This is a genomic window from Bradyrhizobium sp. BWC-3-1 (genome assembly GCF_032917965.1).
GTDB lineage: Bacteria > Pseudomonadota > Alphaproteobacteria > Rhizobiales > Xanthobacteraceae > Bradyrhizobium > Bradyrhizobium canariense_D.
Genome location: NZ_CP136625.1, coordinates 2,129,487 through 2,152,037 on the forward strand (window position 1 = coordinate 2,129,487; position 22,551 = coordinate 2,152,037).

Consider the following 22,551-nt stretch of genomic DNA (forward strand, 5'->3'; position numbering starts at 1 on the left):
CCACAAAATGGCCTGCAAGCTGCGTGCCGAATGGATCTTTTAGCTCAAGCCCGGATCAAGGGCGTTCAATCCGAATTCGTCGATGCCCTCGGAAAGCTGCGGGTCACCGATCCCGTGGCCCTCAAATCCATCCTCGACGCCTTGCCGGAAAAGCGGGTTTACCGCTTCGTCAGCGGGCCCGTGGTGGTACGCGCCTTGGGCCATCCGCGCACCGAATTGGTGACGATCGGTGCGCCGCCGCTCAAATGGAAGATGACCGGCAACGGCAATTTGATCGCGCAAGGTGAGACGCGCGAGCCCGTAATTGCCTGGCCGGCCGGCCTGCCGCTCGGCTATCACCGGCTGACGCTGACGGATGCCGGAGGCGTGACGGAAGAGGTGCCGATGATCGTAGCGCCGGAGCGGGCCTTCGGCGGCGATTTCGACCGGGGCTGGCTGCTTGCCGTGCAGCTCTACAGCGTCCGCTCGGACCGCAATTGGGGCATCGGCGATTTCACCGACCTCGCCGGTCTGGTCCGGCTCGCGAAGCAGTTGGGCGCCGACGGCGTCGGGCTCAATCCCCTGCATGTGTTGTTCGATGACCATCCGGCCGATTGCAGCCCCTATTCGCCGAACAGCCGGCTGTTTCTCAATCCGCTCTATATCGACGTCGAGGCGATCCCGGAATTTTCCCCCGACCTCGTCCCCGATGCGGCCGCGACCGCCGCGCGGCTCCGCGACGGTGATCGTGTGCCCTATCCGGACATGGCGGCCTTGAAATGGTTGGCCTTGCGTGCCGCCTTCGACAGCTTCGTGAAAACCGCGAGCGGCGTCCGCCGCAACCAGTTCGACGCCTTCCGGGCGGCTCGCGCGCCGCTGTTGTCCCGTTTTGCCTGTTTCGAGGTGCTCCGTCATCGCTTCGCGGCGCCGTGGTGGGAATGGCCGGAGGAATGGCAACAGCCGGACGAGACGAAATGCGCCGAGCTGCGCAACGGCCCGGACAAGCACGACGTCGAGTTCGTCGAATTCGTGCAATGGACGGCCGATAGCCAGTTGCATGCGGCCAAGGAGCTGGCCGGCCAGCTCGGCATGCGGGTCGGTCTCTATCTCGACGTTGCCGTCGGCGTGCAGTCGAACGGCTTCGATGCTTGGAACGAACAGGGGGCGATCTCCCGTCATCTCGCCGTCGGCGCGCCGCCGGACGTGCTCAATACCATTGGCCAGGATTGGGGCTTGGCCGGCTTCAATGCCGGCGGCCTGGAGGCGCAATCCTTCGTGCCATTCGCCGATATGCTCGCGGCTTCGATGCGCCATTCCGGAGCCATCCGTCTCGATCACGTGCTCGGCTTGAAGCGGCTGTATCTGGTGCCGCGCGGCTTCAAGCCCGACAACGGCGCCTATGTGCAGATGCCGTTCGAGGCGCTGCTGGCGACCGTGGCGCGGGAGAGCGCGGCCCATAAGTGCATCGTCATCGGCGAGGACCTCGGCACGGTGCCGGAAGGTTTTCGCGAGACCATGCAGGATTTCGGCATCTGGTCCTACCTCGTCATGATGTTCGAGCGCGACGATGCCGGTCACTTCCGGCCCGTCGATCACTACCGGCCCAACGCGCTGGTGACGCTGAACACGCATGATCTGTCGACCTATGCCGGCTGGCGCTCTTTCAGCGATCTCAGGATGAAGCGCTCGCTCGGGCTCGATCCCGGCGAGAACGATCAGGCCCGCTGGGATGCGCTCGGCCTGCTCGACGAGATCCTGCGTGCCAACGGCATCCGTGCCAATGATGTCTATTCGGTGCTCGCCTTCCTGTCGCGCACGCCGTCGCGGCTGCTTGCGGTGTCGCTGGAGGATCTGCTCGGCGTGATCGACCAGCCCAACATTCCCGGTACGATTGACGAGCATCCGAACTGGCGCCAGCGCCTGCCTGTGACGCTCGACAAGATCGTTTCGAAGGTCGATGTCGCAGCCTTGAAGGCCGCGACACGGGAACGCTCGTTGCCCGGCGGGCGTTGATCGCCGGGGTCTCCGGACGTCGTTTTCGAGGCTCGCACGACATTGTCTCAGAGGATTGAAGATTATGCGCTGATCGGCGACTGCGAGACCGCGGCGCTGGTCGGCCGCAACGGCTCGATCGACTGGCTGTGCTGGCCGGCCTTCGATTCCGATGCCTGCTTTGCCGCGCTCCTCGGCACGCACAAGAACGGCCGCTGGCTGATCGCGCCGAGCGAGGACGTCACCGCGACGTCGCGCCGCTATCTCGGCGACACCCTCATCCTCGAAACACGCTTTGAGACTGACGGCGGCACCGTTGCGCTGATCGACTTCATGCCGCCGCGCGGCAAGGCCTCCGACATCGTGCGGCTGGTCCGCGGTGTCAGCGGCACGGTGAAGATGCGGATGGAACTCGTCATCCGCTTCGGCTTCGGCGTCGACATCCCGTGGGTGCGGCGGATCGACCATTCCCTGCTGGCGGTCGCCGGGCAGGACATGACCGTGCTGCGGACACCGGCCAAGACCCGAGGCGAGGATCTGACCACGGTTTCCGATTTCGAGGTGAAGGCCGGCGAGACCGTGCCGTTCGTGCTGACCTACGGCCCCTCGCATCTCGAGCCGCCCGCGCCAATCGATCCGGAGGTCGCACTCAAGGAGACCGAGAAATTCTGGCAGGACTGGTGCAGCCACTGCAATCGCGATGGCGACTATCGCGACCTGATCGTGCGCTCGCTGATCACACTCAAGGCGCTGACCTTCGCTCCGACCGGCGGGATCGTCGCGGCGCCGACCACCTCGTTGCCGGAGAAGCTCGGCGGCGCCAGGAATTGGGACTACCGCTTCTGCTGGCTGCGCGATGCCACCTTCACGCTGCTGGCGCTGATGAACTCGGGTTACACCGAGGAAGCCTCGGCCTGGCACAATTGGCTGTTGCGTGCGGCGGCAGGCTCACCGGCGAACATGCAGATCATGTACGGCATCTGGGGCCAGCGGCGGCTGCTGGAATGGGAGGCCGGTTGGCTCGATGGCTACGAGGGCGCACAGCCGGTGCGCGTCGGCAATGCCGCGCATGCGCAGCTCCAGCTCGACGTCTACGGCGAACTGATCGACGCCTTCCACCAATCGCGGATGGCCAAGCTCAAGCTCGACGACGAGAGCTGGGCGCTGGAATGCGCCGTGCTCAAGCATCTCGCCGAAGTCTGGGACCAGCCCGATCACGGCATCTGGGAGCGGCGCGGACAGCCGAAGCACTATGTCTTCTCCAAGGTGATGACCTGGGTCGCCTTCGACCGCGGCATCAAGAGCGCCGAGACCTTCGGCTTCAAGGCGCCGCTGCTGCACTGGCGCACCTTGCGCGACGCCATTCATCGCGACGTCTGCAACCGGGGCTTCGACGCGGAGGAGAATGCCTTCGTGGAGTCCTACGGCTCGAAGCTGCTCGATGCCAGCGTGCTGCTGCTGCCGTCCGTTGGCTTCCTGGAAGCGTCGGATCCGCGCATTCGCGGCACCATCGCGGCGATGGAAAAGCACATGATGCCTGACGGCTTTGTGCTGCGGCACGATCCGCGCGAAGTGTCCGAGGAGAAGCAGCCGATCGAGGGCGCCTTCCTCGCCTGCAGCCTGTGGCTGGCCGATGCCCATGTACTGGCGGGCGATCTCGACAAGGCGCAAGCCTTGTTCGATCGCGTGGTCGGTGTCGCGAATGATGTGGGACTGCTGGCCGAGGAATATGATTCAGGCGCCAGGCGTCAGACCGGCAATTTCCCGCAGGCGCTGACTCATATCGCGCTGGTCAACACCGCGCATAACCTGTCGGCCGCAAGGCAGGGCAGCAAGAAGCCTGCAATGCAGCGGTCGAAGCAGTGACCTAGGCGACCTCGTTCCGCTTCAAAATCATCTCCATCGCTTCCGCAAAACCGTCGTGCTCGTTGGTCGCGGTGACGTGGGTGGCCTGGTCCTTGACGTTGTCGGCCGCATTGCCCATTGCGATCGAAACGCCGCTGACGCGAAACATCGCGAGGTCGTTCTGCATGTCGCCGATGGTGGCGACCGCGTCCGTTGAAATGCCGAGGCGCTTGGCCATGGCTTGCACGAATGTGCCTTTGTCGAAGCCGGGCGGGGTGATGTCGAGGTAATAGGTCTGCGAGCGCACCGCCATCGCCTCGCTGCCGAGCGCCTTCTGCATCGCCTTCTCGCAAGCTTCGAGGCCGGCTGCATCGGCGCTGGCCCCGACGATCTTGCAGGCGCTCGCGAGATACGGCGAGAAATCCGTCACGATGGTCGGGTCGGAGCGGATGGTGTGCTGCTCATGTGCCACGTATTGGCCATCAGGCTTGTCGATCAGCCATTTGTCGGTGGTGAACAGCCAGATGTCGGCGCCGAAGTCCCGCAGAATTTGCAAGCTTCGCTCGGCCGCCGCGGCGGGGATGAGATGCTGTTCGACCGGAGTCATCTCGGGGTCGACGATCGAGGAGCCGTTGAACGGGCCGACCGGCAGCCAGAGCGCCAGCGGTTCGATCAGGAAACGCATGCCGATCGCGGGGCGGCTCGACGTAATCGTGAAGCCGATACGGGCCTGGTGCAGACGCTGAACCGCGGACCTCGCGCGGTCGGTCAGCGTCTTGTCCTTGGTCAGCAGCGTACCGTCGACGTCGGAGACGACGAGCGAGATTTTTGTCATGACGGTCCCTTGGGTGTTTCTTGGGTGTTTGGCCTCAGCGTTTCGCGCCGCCCAGTTTCAACTGCCGCACCGCGCCGTCTACGATCGCTTCCACGGATTCGTCGATCGAGACTGTGATCACGTGCTCGCCAGCCTCCGGCGGCTCCAGCGTGTTGAACTGGCTCGTCAGCAGGCCGGGCGGCATGAAGTGCCCCTTGCGTTGCGCCAGGCGAGCGGCGATCAGCTCCTTCGTGCCCCTCAGGAAGATGAAGCGGACGTCGTCGCGTCCGCGCAGGAGCACGTCCCGATAAGTATGCTTCAGCGCCGAGCAGGCGATGATGACGTGCTCGCCCTTGTCACAGACCCTCGCGATCTCGTCGGCAATGGCGTTGAGCCAGGGCCAGCGGTCCTCGTCGGTGAGGGGATGGCCGGCCCGCATCTTCTCGACATTGCTGGCGGGATGAAAGCTGTCGCCGTCCTCGAAACGCCAGCCGAGGCGCTCGCCGAGCGCTTTTGCAACCGTGCTCTTGCCCGAGCCCGACACGCCCATCACGATCAATGCACAAGGTGCTTCAACGCCCGCCACGAATTCCCTCCGGAAGCGCGGCCTGGTCGACCAGCCAGACGGTCTCGCCATTCGAGCGCGCGCGTACAGCCGGCAGAGTCTCGCCATTGAGCAGGCGCGTCAAGATCGGCTGCTTGTCGTGCCCCGCTATCTCGAACAGCATTTCGCGGCAGGACGCCAGTGCGGGCAGGGTGAGCGAGACCCGCGGCACGAAGGGGGCAACATTGGCCTTGGGGACGCCGACCACCCAGCGTCCCGTCTCCTCGATCGCGGGGTAGCCCGGGAAGAGCGAAGCCGTGTGGCCGTCCGGCCCCGCGCCCATCAAGACCATGTCGAACAGCGGCCGTGCCGGATCCAGGCTTTCCGCGCCGTAGAAAGACTGCAGCTCGCGCGCATAGGCCTCGGCGCTCTGATCAGGGTCGTCAGCCGTCGTCGGGATCGGGTGAACATGGCCGGAGGGCGCGTTGCGATCGAGAAAGGTCGCGCGCGCGACCGCCATGTTGTTGAGGGGATCGCTTTCGGGCACGAAGCGCTCGTCACCGATGAACCAGTGCACGCGCTCCCACGGGATTTTTTCGCGCCAAGCCTCGCTGCCCAGCAGCTGGTAGAGCCTCTTTGGGCTGGAGCCGCCGGTCAGGCAGATCGCAATGCGCCCGGGATTGGCCGCGATTCGCGCCATCACCCGTCCGGCCGCGGTCCGCGCGAGAGCCTCGGCGTCGGCCTCGACGATCAGCTTCGGCTGTCCGGCCGTCGCCGTCACGAAAATTTACGCCAGCTTCGGCCGTCGCGGCGGAGCAATTCATCGGCGCAGGCGGGGCCGTCGCTGCCGGCTTGATAGGTCTCGATGCCGTTGCTGCCCGCGTTCTTCCAGGCGTCAAGGAACGGCTGCACCGCCTCCCATCCGGCTTCGATGCCGTCGGCACGCTGGAACAGGATGTTGTCGCCGATCATACAGTCGTAGATCAGCGTCTCGTAGCCGGTCGAGGGATCGGCCCGGAAATAGTCGCCATAGCGGAACTTCATCTCGACGCCGTCGATGGTGACGCTCGGCCCCGGGATCTTGGCGTTGAACTGGAGCTCGATGGTCTCGGTCGGTGCGATGCCGATCGTGAGGAAGTTCTGAGAGAGACGATCGACAGCCGTGCCTGAGAACATCGACAGCGGCGCCTGCTTGAACTTGATCGCGACTTCGGTGCGCTTGTGGCCGAGCGCCTTGCCGGTGCGCAAATAGAACGGCACGCCGGCCCAGCGCCAATTGTCGATCATCAGCTTCAGCGCGACATAGGTCTCGGTAGTGCTGCCGGGTTTGACGTCCTCGGTCTTGCGATAGTCCGGGATCTCATCGTCGCCGATGCGCCCTGCGAGATATTGGGCGCGCACCGAGCTCTTCAGCGCTTCCTCTTCGCTCGGGCGCTGAATCGAGGTCAGAATCTCGGCCTTCTCGGAGCGCACGGAATGGGCGTCGAAACGCGCCGGCGGCTCCATCGCGACCAGCGACATCAGCTGGAACAGGTGGTTCGGCACCATGTCGCGTAGCGCGCCGGTGGCGTCGTAGAAGCCGCCGCGATGGCCGACGCCGAGCTTTTCCTCCACCGTGATCTGGATGTGATCGATATGGTTGCGATTCCAGATCGGCTCGAACATGCCGTTGGCAAAGCGCAGCACCAGGATGTTCTGCACCGTCTCCTTGCCGAGATAGTGATCGATCCGGTAGATCTGGTGCTCGTCCATGATCTTCAGCAGCTCGCCATTCAGCGCGCGCGCCGAGGCGAGGTCGGTGCCGAACGGCTTTTCGATCACCAGGCGCCGCCACGCCCCGTTCTCCTTCATCATGCCGGTGCGGCCGAGCTCGCGCGCGGTCGGCGCGAACGCAGCCGGCGGGGTCGCGAGATAGAACAGCCGGTTGCCGCCGGTATCCTGCGCGCATTCCAGGGAATCCAGATGCTCACGCAGGCGATCAAAGGATGGCGGATCCTTTGCGTCGGCTTCGACGAAGGTCACGCATTCCAGCAGCTTCTTGGCAATGTCGTCGTCCACCGGCCGGGTCGCGAACTGGCGCAAGCCCTTCAACAGGCTGTCGCGCAGCTCGTTGTCCGACTGGCCCCGGCGGGCGACGCCGACCACGCAGAACTTTTCGGGTAACAGATGCTCGGCCGCCAGATTGTAGAGCGATGGCATCACCAGCCGATGGGTGAGGTCGCCGGTGACACCAAAGATGACGAAGGCGCAATTTTCCGGCTTGCGCTTGGCTTGCGGGTCTTTTGTCACGAACTATTGGCCTTCGTTCTGCTAATTGCTATTTCGGCTTCGAAGCAGCCGGCTGCTTCGGCTCCTTGTGGCCGCCAAAACCGGCTCGCATCGCTGAGAGAATTTTCTCGGCGAAAGTGTGTTCCTTGCGGGAACGGAAACGTGCGAACAGCGCCGCGGTCAGGACTTCGGCCGGCACGGCCTCGTCGATCGCCGCGTTCACGGTCCAGCGTCCTTCGCCGGAATCCTCCACGAAACCCGAATACTCCGCCAGTGCAGGGCTATCCGCGAGCGCGGTCGAGGTAAGGTCGAGCAGCCAGGACGGGATCACGCTGCCACGCCGCCACACCTCGGCGATATCGGCGAGATCGAAATCGTAACGATGATCCGCCGGCAAGGCCTCGATGTTGGCGTTCTTGAGGATGTCAAAACCTTCGGCGTAGGCCTGCATCAGGCCGTATTCGATACCGTTGTGGATCATCTTGACGAAATGACCGGCGCCGACGGGGCCGGCATGGATGTAGCCCTGCTCGATGCGGGGATCGCGCCCCTCACGTCCCTCCGTGCGCGGAATGTCGCCGGCGCCGGGCGCGAGCGCGGCGAAGATCGGATCGAGCCGATCGACGACCTGTTTCTCGCCGCCGATCATCATGCAATAGCCGCGGTCGAGGCCCCAGACGCCGCCGGAGGTGCCGACGTCGACATAGTGGATGCCGCGCTCCTTCAGCGCCTTGCCGCGGCGGACGTCGTCCTGCCAGAACGTGTTGCCGCCGTCGATGATGACGTCGCCTTCCTGCATCGCGCCCGCGATCGTGTCGATCGTGGTCTCGGTGATGTGGCCGGCCGGCAGCATCACCCAGGCCGTGCGCGGCCGCTCCAGTTTCGCAATGAACTCTTCGAGCGTCGCCGAGCCGACCGCGCCGTCTGCCGCAAGGCCGGCGACGGCCTTGGCGTCCTTGTCGTAGACCACGGTCGAATGTCCGTGGCGCATCAGGCGGCGAACGATGTTGCCGCCCATCCGGCCGAGGCCGATCATGCCGAGTTGCATTTGAGGAATTCCCTTAGTTCAGTGCCTCGTTGAGCGCCGCATTGAGCGCCGCGAGACCCTTCTTGAGCCCGCCCTTCAAGTGGACCCGCAGCGCGCGCCGGCCGCGCTCGGTAAGCACGTCGAAGTCGCCGCGCGCCTGCGCGGCCTTGATGACGCCGAAGCTGGCCTTCTGGCCCGGCACCGGCAGGTCCTTGGCATCGTCGGCGGTGATCTGGAGGAACACACCGCTGTCCGGCCCGCCTTTGTAGGCTTGCCCCGTCGAGTGCAGGAAGCGGGGGCCGAACTCGGCGCAGGTCGCAACGTGTCGTTTCTCGCGCACCTCGAGCCGCATGGCCTGGAGCGCGTCGATCGTCGCCTTGTCGCGGGCGATGTAGCCGAGCAGGGCGACATAGTCGCCATGATTGGAGCGCGACAGATGCGCCTTCAGCCAGGAGGTGAGGTCGCCGTTGGCGCCGGCAGCGCGCAGGGCTGCGGCATTGGTCTCGTCGGTGTAGAGATCGGCCTCGGTGGTGCTGACCACCGGCTGCTCGGCCGGCAGCGCGCCGGTCTTTTCGAACGAGGCGGTGAGCTCTCGGGTCTTGATCTTGGCCGCTTCCACGTCCGGCTGGTCGAACGGGTTGATGCCGAGGATGCTGCCCGCGACCGCCGTTGCCATCTCGAAGCGGAAAAACTCCTGGCCGAGATGGTCGATCGACTTCATCACGATGCGCACGACGGGATGGCCGGCCGCTTCGATCGCAGCAAGCTGCGAGTCATGGGCGGCGTCCGCTTCGCCATCGATACGGATGTCGATGAAGAGCCGGTCATTGCCGTAGACCGCCGGCTCGCCCAGCGGCTCGCCGTCGATCGGGATCAGGCCCTTGCCGTCCTTGCCGGTCGATTCCGCGATGAGCTGCTCGGCCCAGGCGCCGAAATCGGCAATCTTCTTCGACGACAGGATCGTCACCTTGTCGCGGCCTTCGAGCGCTGCATGGCCCATGGCAAGGCCGAGCTGCACGCCGGGGTTCTCGGCCGGCGGCACGTCCGGTCCGCAGGAGCGGGCCATCGCAAGCGCGTGCTTGATGAAGGTCTTGATATCGACGCCCGCGGTTGCCGCCGGCACCAGGCCGAATGGCGAGAGCACCGAATAGCGTCCGCCGATGGAGGGCTCGCCGTGGAAGATGCGCGCATAGCTTAGCGTCTTCGCCGCCGTCTCCAGCGACGATCCGGGATCAGTGACCGCAATGAAGCGATGGCCGGTCTTGACCTTCGGTCCGACCGCCTGCGCGACGCGCTCGTGGAAATAATCCTTCATCGCATTCGGTTCGGTGGTGCCGCCGGACTTGCTGGAGACGATGAACACGGTGTTGGCGATGTCGATCCTGGCCTCCATTGCCCGCACCTGCGCCGGATCGGTGGAATCCAGCACGTGCAGCTTCGGGAACCCGGGCTTCTTGCCGAAGGTCTCGGCCAGCACCTCCGGCCCGAGGCTTGACCCGCCCATGCCGAGCACGACGGCGTCGGAGAATTTCTGGCCTTTCACGCGGCTGGCATAATCCTCATAATCGGCGACGTCGGCCTTGGCGGCGCTGTCGAGCCAGCCGAGCCATTTGTCCTCGTCGGTGCCGGTCCAGACCGATTTGTCCCGTTGCCACAGCCTGCGGATCTTTGCCGACGCGCGCCATTCCTCGGTGCTCTTGGTCACGGCCTTGCCGAGGCCGTCGCCGAGCGAGAGAAGCTGGCGGTCGATCGCAGGCCCGAGCACGGTGGCGCGCTTGTGGGCGACAGCGCCATAGAGCTTGTCGGCGGCGTCGGCGAACTGCTTGACGCCGTCCTTGACGAGTTCCTCGGTGATAGCATCGAGCGAGACGCCGGAGCGCTCCAGTTCTTCCAGCACGCGCCTGGCGTCGTCGACATTCTCTTCCAGGCTGTCCCGCGGCGTGCCGTGGTCGCGGAACGCATCCAATGTCGCCGGCGGCACGGTGTTGATGGTGTCGGGACCGATCAATTCCTCGACATAGAGGACGTCGCTGTAGTCCTTGTTCTTGGTGCCGGTCGAGGCCCACAGCATGCGCTGCGGCTTGGCGCCCTTGGCCGCGAGCTTGTCCCAGCGCGGACCTGAGAACAGGCGCTTGTAATCCTGGTAGGCGACCTTCGCATTGGCGATCGCGACCTTGCCCTTCAGCGCGGCGAGCCGTTCCTTCTCACTCGGGTCGTTGGCGCGGGCGATCTTCTCGTCGAGCTGTTTGTCGACCACCGAGTCGATACGGCTGACGAAAAAGCTCGCCACGCTCGCCACGTGCAAGGGGTCGCCGCCGCTTGCGACGTATGTCTCCAGGCCGGCGATATAGGCCTCGGCAACCTGCAGATAGACGTCCCTGGAGAACAGCAGCGTGATGTTGATGCTGATGCCGTCGCCGATCAGGGTCTCGATCGCCGGCAGGCCCTCCGGCGTCGCCGGCACCTTCACCATCAGGTTCTTGCGGTTGACGTCCTTCCAGAGCCGCCGCGCCTCGGTGACCGTGCCGGCGGTGTCCATCGCCAGATAGGGCGAGACTTCCAGGCTGACATAGCCGTCGCCGCCCTTGAGGCGGTCATAGACCGGGCGCAGCACGTCGGCGGCGTTCTGGATGTCCTCGACCGCGACGGCCTCGAACAGGTCGGCGACCGACCGATCGCCGCGCTTCAACGCCTTGCCGATCGGCGCGTCGTACTCGTCCGAGCTCCCGATCGCTTTCTCGAAGATCGACGGGTTGGAGGTGACGCCCTTGACGCCGTCGGTATCGATCAGCCGCTTCAGGTCGCCCTTGGCGATGAAGCCGCGGGCCAGGAAGTCCAGCCAGACGGCTTGTCCGTGCTTTTCCAGTTCTTTGACGGGATTCATGATGCTAATTTATCTCCAAGCCTGCGGGCGAGGGGTTTCCGCGCCGGTCCTGACGCGCTATCCTCTAGCTTACATGCTTCCTTGAGGGAACCAATCAAGGGTATGGGCGTCATATCCTCCAGTGTAACTCCGTCGCGATCATGGCGATCCGCGTAGAGGGAGCCGAGTTGCGTAAAAGGTCGTTGGCCGTGAGGAATCGGCTAGGCCCTTGTTGTGTAACGCCAGCTGCCTCGCCTCGCCGCCAGCGGCTGCGTGGAGTACTCATCAGCGGATTCCGGTCCGCCTGATGCATCGTGGCTCGGTCGCGAATGGCCATGCTGGGGGAAAGCATGCAAGCACATCATGACCGTCTGGCGCTCGCTGTCACAGACAGCCCCCAGTCGGTCACGTCGACCGGATGCGTCGATGCGTCCCACGATCTCGAAATCGGTCCATGTACGACCCAACTGCGGTTGCTGATCGTTGCGGGTTTCGCCATGACGCTGCTCAGCGCAACCCTCGCCTTGGGCTGGTGGAACGCTTTTGGCGATTACGACACGACGGTCGGCTATGCCGGCGTGGTGGCGTTCGCCGCGATGACCGGCCGGCTGATCTGGATGCTCCCCGCCGAGCGGGCATCGGTGGTGATCGTCACCCCCTATGGCATTCGCGACCTTCGCATCGGCAATGAATTTCTGCTGTGGGACTCGATCGCGGAGATTTCGGCTGAAGAACGCCGCGGGCGCAAGGTGATCGTGCTGACGCCGACGCCGGCCTTGCAGAGGCAGCTCTGCAGCATCCGCGGCTTGGCCCGCGGTGTGACGGACGATCGCATCGTCATCCGGTCGGAGGGCCTGGCGACCGATTTTGATACACTGCTGCGCGTTTGCCGCGACTGTCACGCCGCCGGCGGTCCACGCACCGCATTGCAGCAGGAAGATGAACGCGCCACGCAAGGCTTCGCCGCACAAGCGTCATAAGATCGCCGTTCGCAGACGGCTATGATGCGGCGCCGGATGAACGCATCTCCGGTAATGCCCGGATGTTGCGAGCGAGTGACATTTTCTGGAAATGAGCCAATATAGACAAAGATTCGCTCAAATATCAGGCAGGTGCCTGTTCGTAACTCACCCTGTGCCTACGTTGTGCGTTGCGCCGAGAAGGCGCCCGGGTGTCGAATGATCGTCATGTGCTCACGCTGATTCGAGAGTGGCGCTAAGGAACGGTCCGGTCGCTGCTTTCGTTCAATTGTGTAGCGGAACTCACGCGGAGAGGGATCATGTACAACGATTCTCTATTCAACGCTTTCGCTAAGTCGTTCGAGGCGAGAAGCCAACACGACATGTCGATGGCGGAATATCTGGAATCGTGTCGAAGCGATCCCATGAAATACGCAAACGCGGCCGAACGACTGCTAGCAGCGATCGGTGAGCCCCAGACGATTGACACGGCCAAGGACCCACGCCTTGGCCGTATTTTTTTGAACCGCACGATCCGTACCTATCCGGCCTTCGCCGGTTTCTACGGCATGGAAGAAACCATCGAGCGCATCGTCGGTTTCTTCCGTCACGCGGCGCAGGGCCTCGAAGAGCGCAAGCAGATCCTGTATCTGCTCGGTCCGGTCGGCGGCGGCAAATCCTCGCTCGCTGAGCGGCTCAAGTCGCTGATGGAAGTGCATCCGATCTACGTGCTCAAGGCCGGCGACGAGCTCTCGCCCGTGTTCGAAAGCCCGCTCAGCCTGTTCGATCCGGATCAGCTCGGCCCGATGCTGGAAGAGAAATACGGCATTCCGCGCCGCCGTCTCACCGGCCTGATGAGCCCGTGGTGCTACAAGCGGCTGGAAGCCTTCGGCGGCGACATTTCCCAGTTTCGGGTTGCAAAGATCCAGCCGTCGCGGCTGCGCCAGATCGGGATCGCCAAGACCGAGCCGGGTGACGAGAACAACCAGGACATCTCCTCGCTGGTCGGCAAGGTCGACATCCGCAAGCTCGAAACCTACGCGCAGAACGATCCCGACGCCTACAGCTATTCCGGCGGCCTCAACCGCGCCAACCAGGGCGTGCTCGAATTCGTCGAGATGTTCAAGGCGCCGATCAAGATGCTGCACCCGCTGCTCACCGCGACGCAGGAAGGCAACTATATCGGCACCGAGAACATCGGCGCGATCCCCTTCACCGGCGTCATCCTTGCGCACTCCAATGAAGCCGAGTGGTCGAGCTTCAAGGCCAACAAGAACAACGAGGCCTTCATCGACCGCATCTGCGTGATCAAGGTGCCGTACTGCCTGCGGATCACGGAGGAGCAGAAGATCTACGAGAAGCTGATCCAGGGCTCCGAGCTCGCGGCCGCGCCTTGCGCGCCCGCGACGCTGGAAACGCTGGCGCGGTTCTCGGTGATGTCGCGCCTGCGCAAGCACGAAAATTCCACGATCTACGCCAAGATGAGGGTTTACGACGGTGAGAGCCTGAAGGAGACCGATCCGAAGGCGCGCAGCGTCCAGGAATATCGCGATGCCGCCGGCGTCGACGAGGGCATGGACGGTGTTTCCACCCGCTTTGCCTTCAAGATCCTGGCTGCGACCTTCAACCACGATCCGCAGGAAGTCGCCGCCGACGCGGTGCATCTGATGTACGCGCTGGAGCAATCGATCAAGCGCGAGCAACTGCCCGAGGAAGTCGAGAAGCGCTACCTCGAATTCATCAAGGCCGACCTTGCGCCGCGTTATGCCGAGTTCATCGGCAACGAGATCCAGAAGGCTTATCTCGAATCCTACTCGGATTACGGCCAGAACCTGTTCGACCGCTACGTCGACTACGCCGATGCCTGGATCGAGGACCAGGATTTCAAGGACGCCGACACCGGCCAGCTGCTGGATCGTGAGCTTTTGAACCAGGAGCTGACCAAAATCGAGAAGCCGGCGGGCATCGCCAACCCGAAGGATTTCCGCAACGAGGTGGTCAAATTCTCGTTACGGTCGCGCGCCCAGAACGGCGGCAAGAATCCGACCTGGATCTCCTACGAGAAGATTCGCGATGTGATCGAAAAGCGGATATTCTCCCAGGTTGAGGACCTGCTTCCGGTCATCTCCTTCGGGTCGAAGAAGGACGGCGAGACGGAGAAGAAGCACGGCGAGTTCGTCGCACGCATGGTGGAGCGCGGCTACACCGAGCGTCAGGTTCGCCGGCTCGTCGAATGGTACATGCGCGTGAAGCAGGCCGGTTGAGGCGGATGGAAAAGTGCCGATTCACATTATTGACAGGCGCCTGAATCCAGGCGGCAAGAGTCTCGAGAACCGGCAGCGGTTCTTGCGTCGGGCCAAATCCCTGGTGCAGGGCGCCGTCAAGAAGACCTCGCAGGAACGCGACATCAAGGACGTCCTGGAGGGTGGCGAGGTCACCATTCCGCTCGACGGCATGCACGAGCCGCGTTTCCGCCGCGACGGCGGAACGCGCGACATGGTGTTGCCCGGAAACAAGAAGTTCATCGAGGGCGACTATCTCCAGCGCTCCGGCCAGGGCAGTGCCAAGGATTCCGGTCCGGGCGAAGGCGACAGCGAGGACGCCTTCCGCTTCGTGCTCAGCCGCGACGAATTCGTCGATCTCTTCCTCGATGACCTCGAACTTCCTGATCTCGCCAAGCGCAAGATCGCGCAGACCGAGAGCGAGGGCATCCAGCGCGCCGGCTACACCACGTCGGGCTCGCCATCCAACATCTCGGTGAGCCGGACGGTTCGGCGCGCAATGGCGCGCCGTATCGCGCTCAAGCGTCCCAGCAAGGAGGAGATCGAAGAGCTTGAATCCGCCATCGCTGCCTGCGCAGATGAGGACGAGCGTCTGCTGCTGCTAGCCCAGCTCGAAAAACTGAAGGCGAAATCCAAGCGCATTCCCTTCATCGATCCGCTCGACATCCGCTACCGCCGCTTCGAGACGGTTCCAAAGCCCGTTGCCCAGGCTGTGATGTTCTGCTTGATGGACGTGTCGGGCTCGATGTCCGAGCACATGAAGGATCTCGCCAAGCGCTTCTACATGCTGCTCTACGTATTTCTGAAGCGCCGCTACAAGCATGTCGACATCGTCTTCATCCGCCACACCGATCGCGCCGAGGAGGTGGATGAGCAGACCTTCTTCTATGGCCCGGCTTCCGGCGGCACGCTGGTCTCCAGCGCGCTGCAGGCCATGCACGAGATCGTGCGCGAACGCTTCAGCCCGTCGGACTGGAATATCTACGCTGCGCAAGCTTCCGACGGCGACAATTCCTATTCCGACGGCGAGCTCGCGGGCATGCTGCTGACCGACAAAATCCTGCCGGTCTGCCAGTTCTTCGCCTATCTCGAGGTCGGCGAGTCCGGCGGCAGCGCCTTCGATCTGTCCGACTCCTCGCTCTGGACCCTCTACGAGCGCTTGCGCAACAGCGGCGCACCGCTCTCGATGCGCAAGGTCAGCGAGCGCAGCGAAATTTTTCCGGTGTTCCACGATCTGTTTCAGCGCCGCGACACTGCCCAGGAGAAAGCCGCTCCATGACGGAACGCTTGTTCGAAGGCGCCGATTGGGATTTTCACACCTTGCAGCGCATCACGGATGCCTGCGAGGAGGTGGCGACGAAAGATCTCGGGCTCGACGTCTATCCGAACCAGATCGAAGTCATCACCGCCGAGCAGATGCTGGACGCCTATTCGTCGGTCGGCATGCCGCTGTTCTACAAGCACTGGTCGTTCGGAAAGCACTTTGCGTATCACGAGGCCTCATACCGCAAGGGCCTCATGGGCCTCGCCTATGAGATCGTGATCAACTCCTCGCCCTGCATCTCCTACCTGATGGAAGAGAACACGGCGACGATGCAGACCCTGGTGATCGCGCACGCCGCCTTCGGCCACAATCACTTCTTCAAGAACAACTATCTGTTCAAGCAGTGGACCGACGCCGACGGCATCCTGGACTATCTGGATTTCGCCAAGAACTACGTCATGCAATGCGAGGATCGCTACGGCCGGGTGGAGGTCGAGCGCACCCTCGATGCCGCGCATGCGTTGATGTCGCATGGGATCGACCGCTATCCCGGCAAGAAGAAGCTCGACCTCCGCGCCGAAGAGAAGCGGGCAGGGCGCCGCCGCCAGCACGAGGAGGAGGTCTTCAACGACCTCTGGCGCACCGTGCCGGCGGGAAAGAGCAAGACCCGGTCCGCGCTCAGCATCGAACGCCGCCGCAAGCTGCTCGGCCTGCCGCAGGAGAACCTGCTGTATTTCCTCGAGAAGAGCGCGCCGCGGCTGGCGCCCTGGCAGCGCGAGCTGTTGCGCATCGTCCGCCACATCGCGCAATATTTCTATCCGCAGAGCCAGACCAAGGTGATGAACGAGGGGACGGCGACCTACGTCCACTATCGCATCATGACCAAGCTGCATCAGCAGGGCCGCATCAGCGACGGCAATTTCCTCGAATTCCTGCAGTCGCACACCAATGTCGTGTTCCAGCCCGAATTCGATGACCAGCGCTTTTCCGGCTTTAATCCCTATGCGCTCGGCTTCGCCATGATGCAGGACATCGAGCGCATCGTCACCAGGCCGGAAGACGAGGACCGCGAATGGTTCCCGGACATCGCCGGCAAGAACGACGTGATGGGCGTGCTGCGCGACGTCTGGGCCAACTACCGCGACGAGAGTTTCATCGCCCAGTTCCTGAGTCCGAAGCTGATGCGGCACCTCCGCATGTTCCACCTGCATGATGACCCCGAGGAACGCGCCGGCATCCGGGTCGACGCCATTCACGACGAGCGGGGCTTCCGCCGCGTTCGGCGCGAGCTGGCACGGCAGCACGATGTCGGCTACATCGACGCGAATATCGAGGTGGTCGACGTCGATCTCTCCGGCGACCGGCGGCTGATCCTGCATCACCATGTCATCAAGGGCGCGCAGCTCAACGAGACCGACGCCAAGCGCGTGCTCCAGCATCTGGCCGATCTCTGGACCTACGACGTCGCACTGATCGAGGTCGACGCCAATGACAAGGTGCTGCGCGAATATGTCGTGAGCCCGCGCCCGATCTCGGCGGTGGCCTGACGCTGCTGACTATGCGGAGCAATACGGCGAGATGCGCGTTGATGCGCCCTCGCCCCTTGTGGGAGAGGGCGGCGACGCTCGGAGACACAAGCTCACTGCGGTGAGGGGTATCTCTCAACGTTTCCCGTGTCGATAGAGACCCCTCATCCGGCGCTTCGCGCCACCTTCTCCCACAAGGGGAGAAGGAAAGCGTTCGTGGCTCCACAACGGCTGTTCTATCCGGAACGTTTCGCCGGCTTCTTCTTGGACGCATTCAGCGCCACGGCTGCGCGGATCAGCGCCTTCAACGCCTTCTCGTTGATCTTCTCGCCTTCGCGAATATCGATCGCGCGCCGCACGTTGCCGTCGAGGCTCGAGTTGAACAGGGCGGCTGGATCGTCCAGCGCTGCGCCCTTGGCAAAGGTCATCTTCACCACGGCCTTGTAGGTCTCGCCGGTGCAGATGATGCCGTCGTGCTCCCACACCGGAACGCCGCGCCATTTCCATTCCTCGACGACGTCAGGATCGGCCTCCTTGATCAGGCCGCGGATTCGTCCGAGCATGTCGCCGCGCCAGTCGCCGAGCTCCTTGATCCTGCCGTCGATCATCCTGGATGGCGAAGCGCCATCCGCCTTCGTCGCGCTGCTGTTTTTCACGGTGACGGCCTTCTTCATGTTCACGCCTCTTGTCGGGCGCCGCGGCTGCGGCCGAGATATGGCAGCGCGAACATGTAGAGTCCGGTCGCAAGCAATGGGATCAATGGGACGAAGGCGAGCAAGCCGATCCACGTCGCCTGGACTTGCAGCGTCAGGGCGACGATGTTGGCGATGACGGCAAGCGTGAAAGCGATCGACAGCCAACGATGGATCTGTCGAACCCACATGTTTCCGGTCAATGAAACCTCCTCTTGAGATGATTGAATGAAGGCCGGCGGCCAAGCTAGTCTGCCCTTGCCAGCAGCTCGTCCAGCTTGGCGAGAAACTGCTTCCAGCCGGCATGCGCGCCGCCAAAAGCCTGCTTCTGCGTCGGGCTGAAGCCCGCTTGCTCGACGCGCAGATGCGTGCCTGCGCCCGCCGGCGTCAGCGTGAAGGTCACGACGCTCTTGAGATCGAACGCCGCGTCGTCATGCGAGAAATTCCAGGTGTAGGCGAGTGTCTTCTGCGGCTCGATGGTGAGGACCTCGCAGTCCAGCACGCCGCCCCACTCGCCGCGAAGGTTGAAGCGGTGGCCCACGTTCGGCTTGAAGTCGTTCTTCATCAGCCATTCCTCGATCAGATGTGGCTGCGTCAGCGCGCGCCAGATCCGCTCTGCCGGAAAGGCATATTCGCGCTCGACGACGACAGATCGGGTTTCGGTGGGGGATTCGTTCATTGGTCCATCCTCTTCAGGAGATCGTCGAGCGCATCGAGCCGGTTCTGCCAGAATCCGGTCATCTGGCTGGTCCAGTCGATCAGCGGATTGAGCGCGCCGGGCTGGGCGCTATAATGCGTCTGCCGCCCTTGATGCCTGTCGCGCACCAGGCCAGCCTGCTTCAGCGCGCCGAGATGTTTTGAGACCGCGGGCTGGGAAACGCCCGACAGTGCTGTCAGGGCCCCGACCGTCTGTTCGCCCTCGCGGCACAATCGCTCGAAGATCGCCCGACGGGTGGGGTCGGCGAGCGTCCTGAACAAAAGGTCGTGGGCGGTGGCGGGCATAAAATCCATAACCTGCAAGTTATGGACATATTCATAACCCTGGGGTTATGTGTACGTCAAGGGGGTGTCGAGCGCCGGCCCCTACGGCCGCAGATAGAGATAACCCTGCGACTGGAGCTCGGCCAAACGGACGACGCCACCCTTCTCCGCGCTGACGAAGCCCGGCAGCAGATCCGTGAGCGTGACGCTCTGCGCCTTCATCGTGTTGCCGCAGGCGGCAAGCTCGACGCCATCCTTGGAAAAATCGCCGACGCGCTTGCTAATGTCAGGGTTGGCCTGCGCCGAGTGAAACGCCTTCAGTGCCGGGCCGTGGATCACCAGCGCGATCGTCACATGGTCGGGGCCGCCGACGCCATCGATGTGGTTCTGGATGTTGCCGAGGACGAAGTTGACCTTCTCGGCATCGCTCAGGTGATAGACCACCTTCAGCTTGTTGCCCGTGCCGGCCTCGGTCGCGGCCTTCGCGCTGGAGGCGCCAAGTGCCGCGCCCAGGCCTGAGACGGCGCTCCACAAGATGTTCCGGCGGTTCATGACGATCTCCCCTCGATTGTGCCGGACACATATCATTTGTGGCGAAACGCGGCGAGTTCCTTGCGGTCGGTCACGAGCGAGGCGCATTCCTTATTGTCCGTTCGATCTAGGCGGAAAATCCCGTCGTCGGCCCCGGCGACCAGTGACAGTTCGGCATCCTCGTCCGGCTTGTTGTTCTGCCAGACCCTGACCCGCGCCAGCCGCACGACCGCCGATTTGTCGTCCTTCGAGAGCGCGACGCCGATGCCGCCGCCCTCGCAGTCGACGCCGCAACCGAGGCGGATTTCGGTGCCGTCCTTGGTGAACACGGCGTGATGACAGGAGCCGCTGGAATCGAAATCGCCGGAGCGGTGACGATATCTGAAGCCGAGGCGGAAGGAGTTGTGGAGCTGCTTGTCTTCGGTGTCCATCTCCGCCGAGATCAGCAGCTTCATCGAGGCGACCTTCTGCTTCGGATGGTGCGCCAGATGCTCGGCATCGTAGCGGCGCACGAAGCAGGCATAGGCCTTGTTGCCGGGTTCGCCGGCATACATGCGCACGTTGAAGGTTTCGGCTTCGGCCTTGCTGGCCTCACGGATATCGTCGGCCTCGTCGGCGTGAGCGGCGCCGCCGAGCGCGGCAAGGAAGACGGCCGCAACGAGAAAAGACTTCATGATGGCCGCAGCAGCTGAGCTGTACGCTGTAGACGCAGCCCCGGTGCGACGCGTTCAACGTCCGCACAGCTGACAGCATCATCGCAGGGCGGAGCGAGGTGATTAGTTCCACGCCGGGCATTAGTCGTCGGTGGGGTCCTGAAGGTTCATTCGACGTGACGCCTTCGCCTTTCGGAACTCGGCGCCTGCGATTCCACGGACATTGCCCGATTCCATCGATGTGATAGCCTTCACAGACGATCGCCTTTGGCAGTCGTAGGCTGGGGTCTGCCTTTGCAAGTTTGTGGAGTCCCCGCAATGGGCGAAATTCGCAACTTCAGATCCGGGAATGACGAGCCGCCTTCGCACGGCCCTATGCCTCGTCGCCTCGCGGCCATCATTGTCGGTGACATCGCTTCCTACAGCCGCCTGATGCAGGCCGACGAAGAGGGCACGCACGTCCGCGTCAAGCGGATCGAGCGGGATCTCATCCAGCCCAGCATCGTCGAGCACAACGGAAGTCTGGTGAAGACGACGGGCGATGGCTTCATCGCGATTTTCGACAGTCCGGTCGAGGCCGTCCGATGCAGCATCGTCATCCAGCAGAATCTCATCGGCCGCAACGCCTCGCTTCCGAAGAACACCCGGATCGAGTACCGGATTGGCGTCAATCTCGGTGACGTCATCGTGGAGCCTGACGACGTCTACGGCGACGGCGTCAATATCGCCACGCGTATCGAGGGCATCGCCGAGCCAGGCCAGGTCTTTATCTCCGGCGCGATCTACGAGCAGATCAAGCACAAGGTCGTGTGCGGTTACGAGTCGCTCGGGGACCGCAAGGTCAAGAACATCACCGATCCCGTGCGCGTTTATAAAGTGCTGCCGGATGCAGACGCGGTCGGCAGGACGCGGGGGCGGCGCGAGAATGCCCTGATCTTTCTCCTGGGTATCACGCTGTCGGTGATGGCCGCCGGCGTGCTGTGGTATCTTCTGGCTCAGGCGCCGGGCAGGGTGGGCGAGCAGGCCGCCCTCACTCCCGCTTCTCCTGCCGCATCGCCGAGCCCGCAGCCTCCGCCGCGCGAAGCGGCGCCGCAGACGCCGCAGCCTTCTCCCTCGTCGGCCTCGTCATCTCCATCGCCCGCTCAGGCGCCAAGTCAATCGACGAGTCAATCGGTAAGTCAATCGCCCATTCCCGTCCGCGAACCCGAGATGGTCGCCATTCGCGGCGGCAGCTTTGCGATGGGAAGCAACGACGACCCGACCGAGCGTCCCGTCCATCAGGTCACGGTCAAGCCGTTCTCGATCGGCAAATATCCCGTGACCGTGCAGGAATGGAACGAGTGCGCCGCTGCAAAGGCGTGCAGCTTCACCGCCATCGGCAAGGACGATGCGCCGGTCAGCAATGTGAGCTGGACCGACGCGCAGCAATATGCGGCCTATCTCGCCAAGGCGACGAAGAAGACGTATCGGCTTCCGAGCGAAGCCGAATGGGAATATGCCGCGCGGGGCGGAACGCAGACCAGATATTGGTGGGGCGACAAGCTGCAGCCGGGCATGGCCGGTTGCAAGGATTGCGGTGATCTCGCGGCCGAGCAGCCAGCGAAAGTCGGCAGCTTCAAGCCGAACCCGTTCGGGCTCCACGACATGGGCGGCAGCGTCGATCAGTGGGTCGAGGACTGCTGGCACAAGACCTATCAGGGCGCGCCCACCGACGGCTCGGCATGGAGCAGCGGGGACTGCAGCGCTCATGTCCTGCGCTCGGGCTCCTGGAAGAACGATTCGAGATATGTGCGGCCGTCCAACCGCGATGGCTACGACACCAATGTTCGTTACCCCACGCACGGATTCCGCGTGGCGCTCAGTCCTTAAGTGGTGGAGTTGGTTTGATGCAGATCCTTCGTTGCGTCGCGCTGGCGGCGGCGCTCGCATTGCTTCCGGGGGCAGCCTTTTCGCAGGGCAAGGCAGCGCCCAAGGACGCAAAGCTCTATTTCATCACCCCGCGTGACGGGCAGAAGGTGCGCGGCGGATTCTGGGTCCGGTTCGGCTTGCGCAACATGGGAGTGACCCATGCCGGCGACGAGTACCAGAACGCCGGTCACCATCATCTGCTGATCGACGTCAACGACCCCATCGATCCCAAGGAGCCGATCCTGCAGGACAAGTCGCATCTGCATTTCGGGGCAGGGCAGACCGAAACGCTGCTCGAGCTTCCGCCCGGGACGCACACGCTTCAACTCGTGCTGGGCGATGCCAAGCACTATCCGTTCGAACCGCCCATCGTGTCGGAGAAGATCACCATACGCGTCCGGCAGCCGGCCGCGGCACGATAGG

General features: G+C 63.5%; 20 protein-coding genes. 8 read left to right on the forward strand and 12 right to left on the reverse strand.

Features of this window, described 5'->3' with window-relative positions; translation table 11 throughout:
• Positions 1-30 precede the first annotated feature (30 nt).
• The gene (gene malQ, locus RX329_RS10365) at positions 31-1,992 is read left to right on the forward strand and encodes a 4-alpha-glucanotransferase (RefSeq protein WP_317245828.1); all 1,962 of its coding nucleotides are present in this window, start codon (positions 31-33) and stop codon (positions 1,990-1,992) included.
• A 42-nt stretch (positions 1,993-2,034) separates the two neighbouring features.
• On the forward strand, positions 2,035-3,837 hold the full coding sequence (locus tag RX329_RS10370) for a glycoside hydrolase family 15 protein (RefSeq protein ID WP_018454059.1): 1,803 nt from the start codon (positions 2,035-2,037) through the stop codon (positions 3,835-3,837).
• A 1-nt stretch (position 3,838) separates the two neighbouring features.
• Here RX329_RS10370 and RX329_RS10375 read toward each other — a convergent pair whose 3' ends face one another.
• Genes RX329_RS10375 through RX329_RS10400 form a run of 6 tightly spaced genes read right to left on the reverse strand, consistent with a single transcriptional unit; the run spans position 3,839 to position 11,353 of the window.
• Positions 3,839-4,651: an HAD family hydrolase gene (locus RX329_RS10375; RefSeq protein ID WP_085385328.1), complete on the reverse strand. Its 813-nt coding sequence runs from the start codon at positions 4,649-4,651 to the stop codon at positions 3,839-3,841.
• Positions 4,652-4,685: 34 nt separating this feature from the next.
• Positions 4,686-5,216 carry a gluconokinase gene (locus tag RX329_RS10380; RefSeq protein WP_026232661.1) on the reverse strand — a complete coding sequence of 177 codons (531 nt, stop codon included), beginning with the start codon at positions 5,214-5,216 and terminating at the stop codon, positions 4,686-4,688.
• On the reverse strand, positions 5,203-5,955 hold the full coding sequence (gene pgl, locus RX329_RS10385; protein ID WP_317245829.1) for a 6-phosphogluconolactonase: 753 nt from the start codon (positions 5,953-5,955) through the stop codon (positions 5,203-5,205). The genes RX329_RS10380 and pgl overlap by 14 nt, the downstream gene beginning before the upstream one ends.
• Positions 5,952-7,463, reverse strand: coding sequence for a glucose-6-phosphate dehydrogenase (gene zwf, locus RX329_RS10390; protein WP_018454061.1), 1,512 nt, complete (start codon positions 7,461-7,463; stop codon positions 5,952-5,954). The genes pgl and zwf overlap by 4 nt, the downstream gene beginning before the upstream one ends.
• 28 nt (positions 7,464-7,491) lie before the next feature.
• Positions 7,492-8,490 carry a phosphogluconate dehydrogenase (NAD(+)-dependent, decarboxylating) gene (gene gnd / locus RX329_RS10395; protein ID WP_085351901.1) on the reverse strand — a complete coding sequence of 333 codons (999 nt, stop codon included), beginning with the start codon at positions 8,488-8,490 and terminating at the stop codon, positions 7,492-7,494.
• A gap of 13 nt (positions 8,491-8,503) precedes the next feature.
• Positions 8,504-11,353, reverse strand: a complete 2,850-nt coding sequence (locus RX329_RS10400) for a bifunctional transaldolase/phosoglucose isomerase (RefSeq protein WP_317245830.1) — start codon at positions 11,351-11,353, stop codon at positions 8,504-8,506.
• Between the two features lie 308 nt (positions 11,354-11,661).
• Between RX329_RS10400 and RX329_RS10405 the strand changes: the two genes are divergently transcribed.
• The 4 genes from RX329_RS10405 to RX329_RS10420 all read left to right on the forward strand — a co-directional run bounded on the left by RX329_RS10405 (position 11,662) and on the right by RX329_RS10420 (position 17,384).
• Positions 11,662-12,312, forward strand: coding sequence for a hypothetical protein (locus RX329_RS10405; RefSeq protein WP_085351899.1), 651 nt, complete (start codon positions 11,662-11,664; stop codon positions 12,310-12,312).
• Positions 12,313-12,611: 299 nt separating this feature from the next.
• Positions 12,612-14,555: a PrkA family serine protein kinase gene (locus RX329_RS10410; RefSeq protein ID WP_018454065.1), complete on the forward strand. Its 1,944-nt coding sequence runs from the start codon at positions 12,612-12,614 to the stop codon at positions 14,553-14,555.
• A gap of 19 nt (positions 14,556-14,574) precedes the next feature.
• On the forward strand, positions 14,575-15,852 hold the full coding sequence (locus RX329_RS10415) for a YeaH/YhbH family protein (protein ID WP_026232663.1): 1,278 nt from the start codon (positions 14,575-14,577) through the stop codon (positions 15,850-15,852).
• Complete coding sequence (locus RX329_RS10420; protein ID WP_007613791.1) at positions 15,849-17,384, forward strand: SpoVR family protein; 1,536 nt, start codon at positions 15,849-15,851, stop codon at positions 17,382-17,384. Before RX329_RS10415 ends, RX329_RS10420 begins: the two co-directional genes overlap by 4 nt.
• Before the next feature lie 215 nt (positions 17,385-17,599).
• On the opposite strand, the gene RX329_RS10425 is transcribed toward RX329_RS10420, so the two are convergent.
• The 6 genes from RX329_RS10425 to RX329_RS10450 form a co-directional block, all read right to left on the reverse strand.
• On the reverse strand, positions 17,600-18,037 hold the full coding sequence (locus RX329_RS10425; protein WP_317245831.1) for a DUF1801 domain-containing protein: 438 nt from the start codon (positions 18,035-18,037) through the stop codon (positions 17,600-17,602).
• 2 nt (positions 18,038-18,039) lie between these two features.
• Positions 18,040-18,258 (reverse strand): hypothetical protein, encoded by a 219-nt coding sequence (locus tag RX329_RS10430; RefSeq protein WP_026232665.1) that lies wholly within the window; start codon positions 18,256-18,258, stop codon positions 18,040-18,042.
• Positions 18,259-18,302: 44 nt separating this feature from the next.
• Positions 18,303-18,734, reverse strand: coding sequence for an SRPBCC domain-containing protein (locus tag RX329_RS10435; RefSeq protein ID WP_317245832.1), 432 nt, complete (start codon positions 18,732-18,734; stop codon positions 18,303-18,305).
• Positions 18,731-19,057, reverse strand: coding sequence for an ArsR/SmtB family transcription factor (locus RX329_RS10440; RefSeq protein ID WP_018454071.1), 327 nt, complete (start codon positions 19,055-19,057; stop codon positions 18,731-18,733). Before RX329_RS10440 ends, RX329_RS10435 begins: the two co-directional genes overlap by 4 nt.
• 81 nt (positions 19,058-19,138) lie before the next feature.
• The gene (locus RX329_RS10445) at positions 19,139-19,588 is read right to left on the reverse strand and encodes a DsrE family protein (RefSeq protein WP_317245833.1); all 450 of its coding nucleotides are present in this window, start codon (positions 19,586-19,588) and stop codon (positions 19,139-19,141) included.
• Positions 19,589-19,620: 32 nt separating this feature from the next.
• On the reverse strand, positions 19,621-20,241 hold the full coding sequence (locus RX329_RS10450) for a hypothetical protein (protein WP_317245834.1): 621 nt from the start codon (positions 20,239-20,241) through the stop codon (positions 19,621-19,623).
• 297 nt (positions 20,242-20,538) lie between these two features.
• Between RX329_RS10450 and RX329_RS10455 the strand changes: the two genes are divergently transcribed.
• Both RX329_RS10455 and RX329_RS10460 read left to right on the forward strand, forming a co-directional pair.
• The gene (locus RX329_RS10455; protein WP_317245835.1) at positions 20,539-22,089 is read left to right on the forward strand and encodes an SUMF1/EgtB/PvdO family nonheme iron enzyme; all 1,551 of its coding nucleotides are present in this window, start codon (positions 20,539-20,541) and stop codon (positions 22,087-22,089) included.
• Between the two features lie 17 nt (positions 22,090-22,106).
• The gene (locus tag RX329_RS10460; RefSeq protein WP_018454075.1) at positions 22,107-22,550 is read left to right on the forward strand and encodes a DUF4399 domain-containing protein; all 444 of its coding nucleotides are present in this window, start codon (positions 22,107-22,109) and stop codon (positions 22,548-22,550) included.
• Position 22,551: the final 1 nt, after the last annotated feature.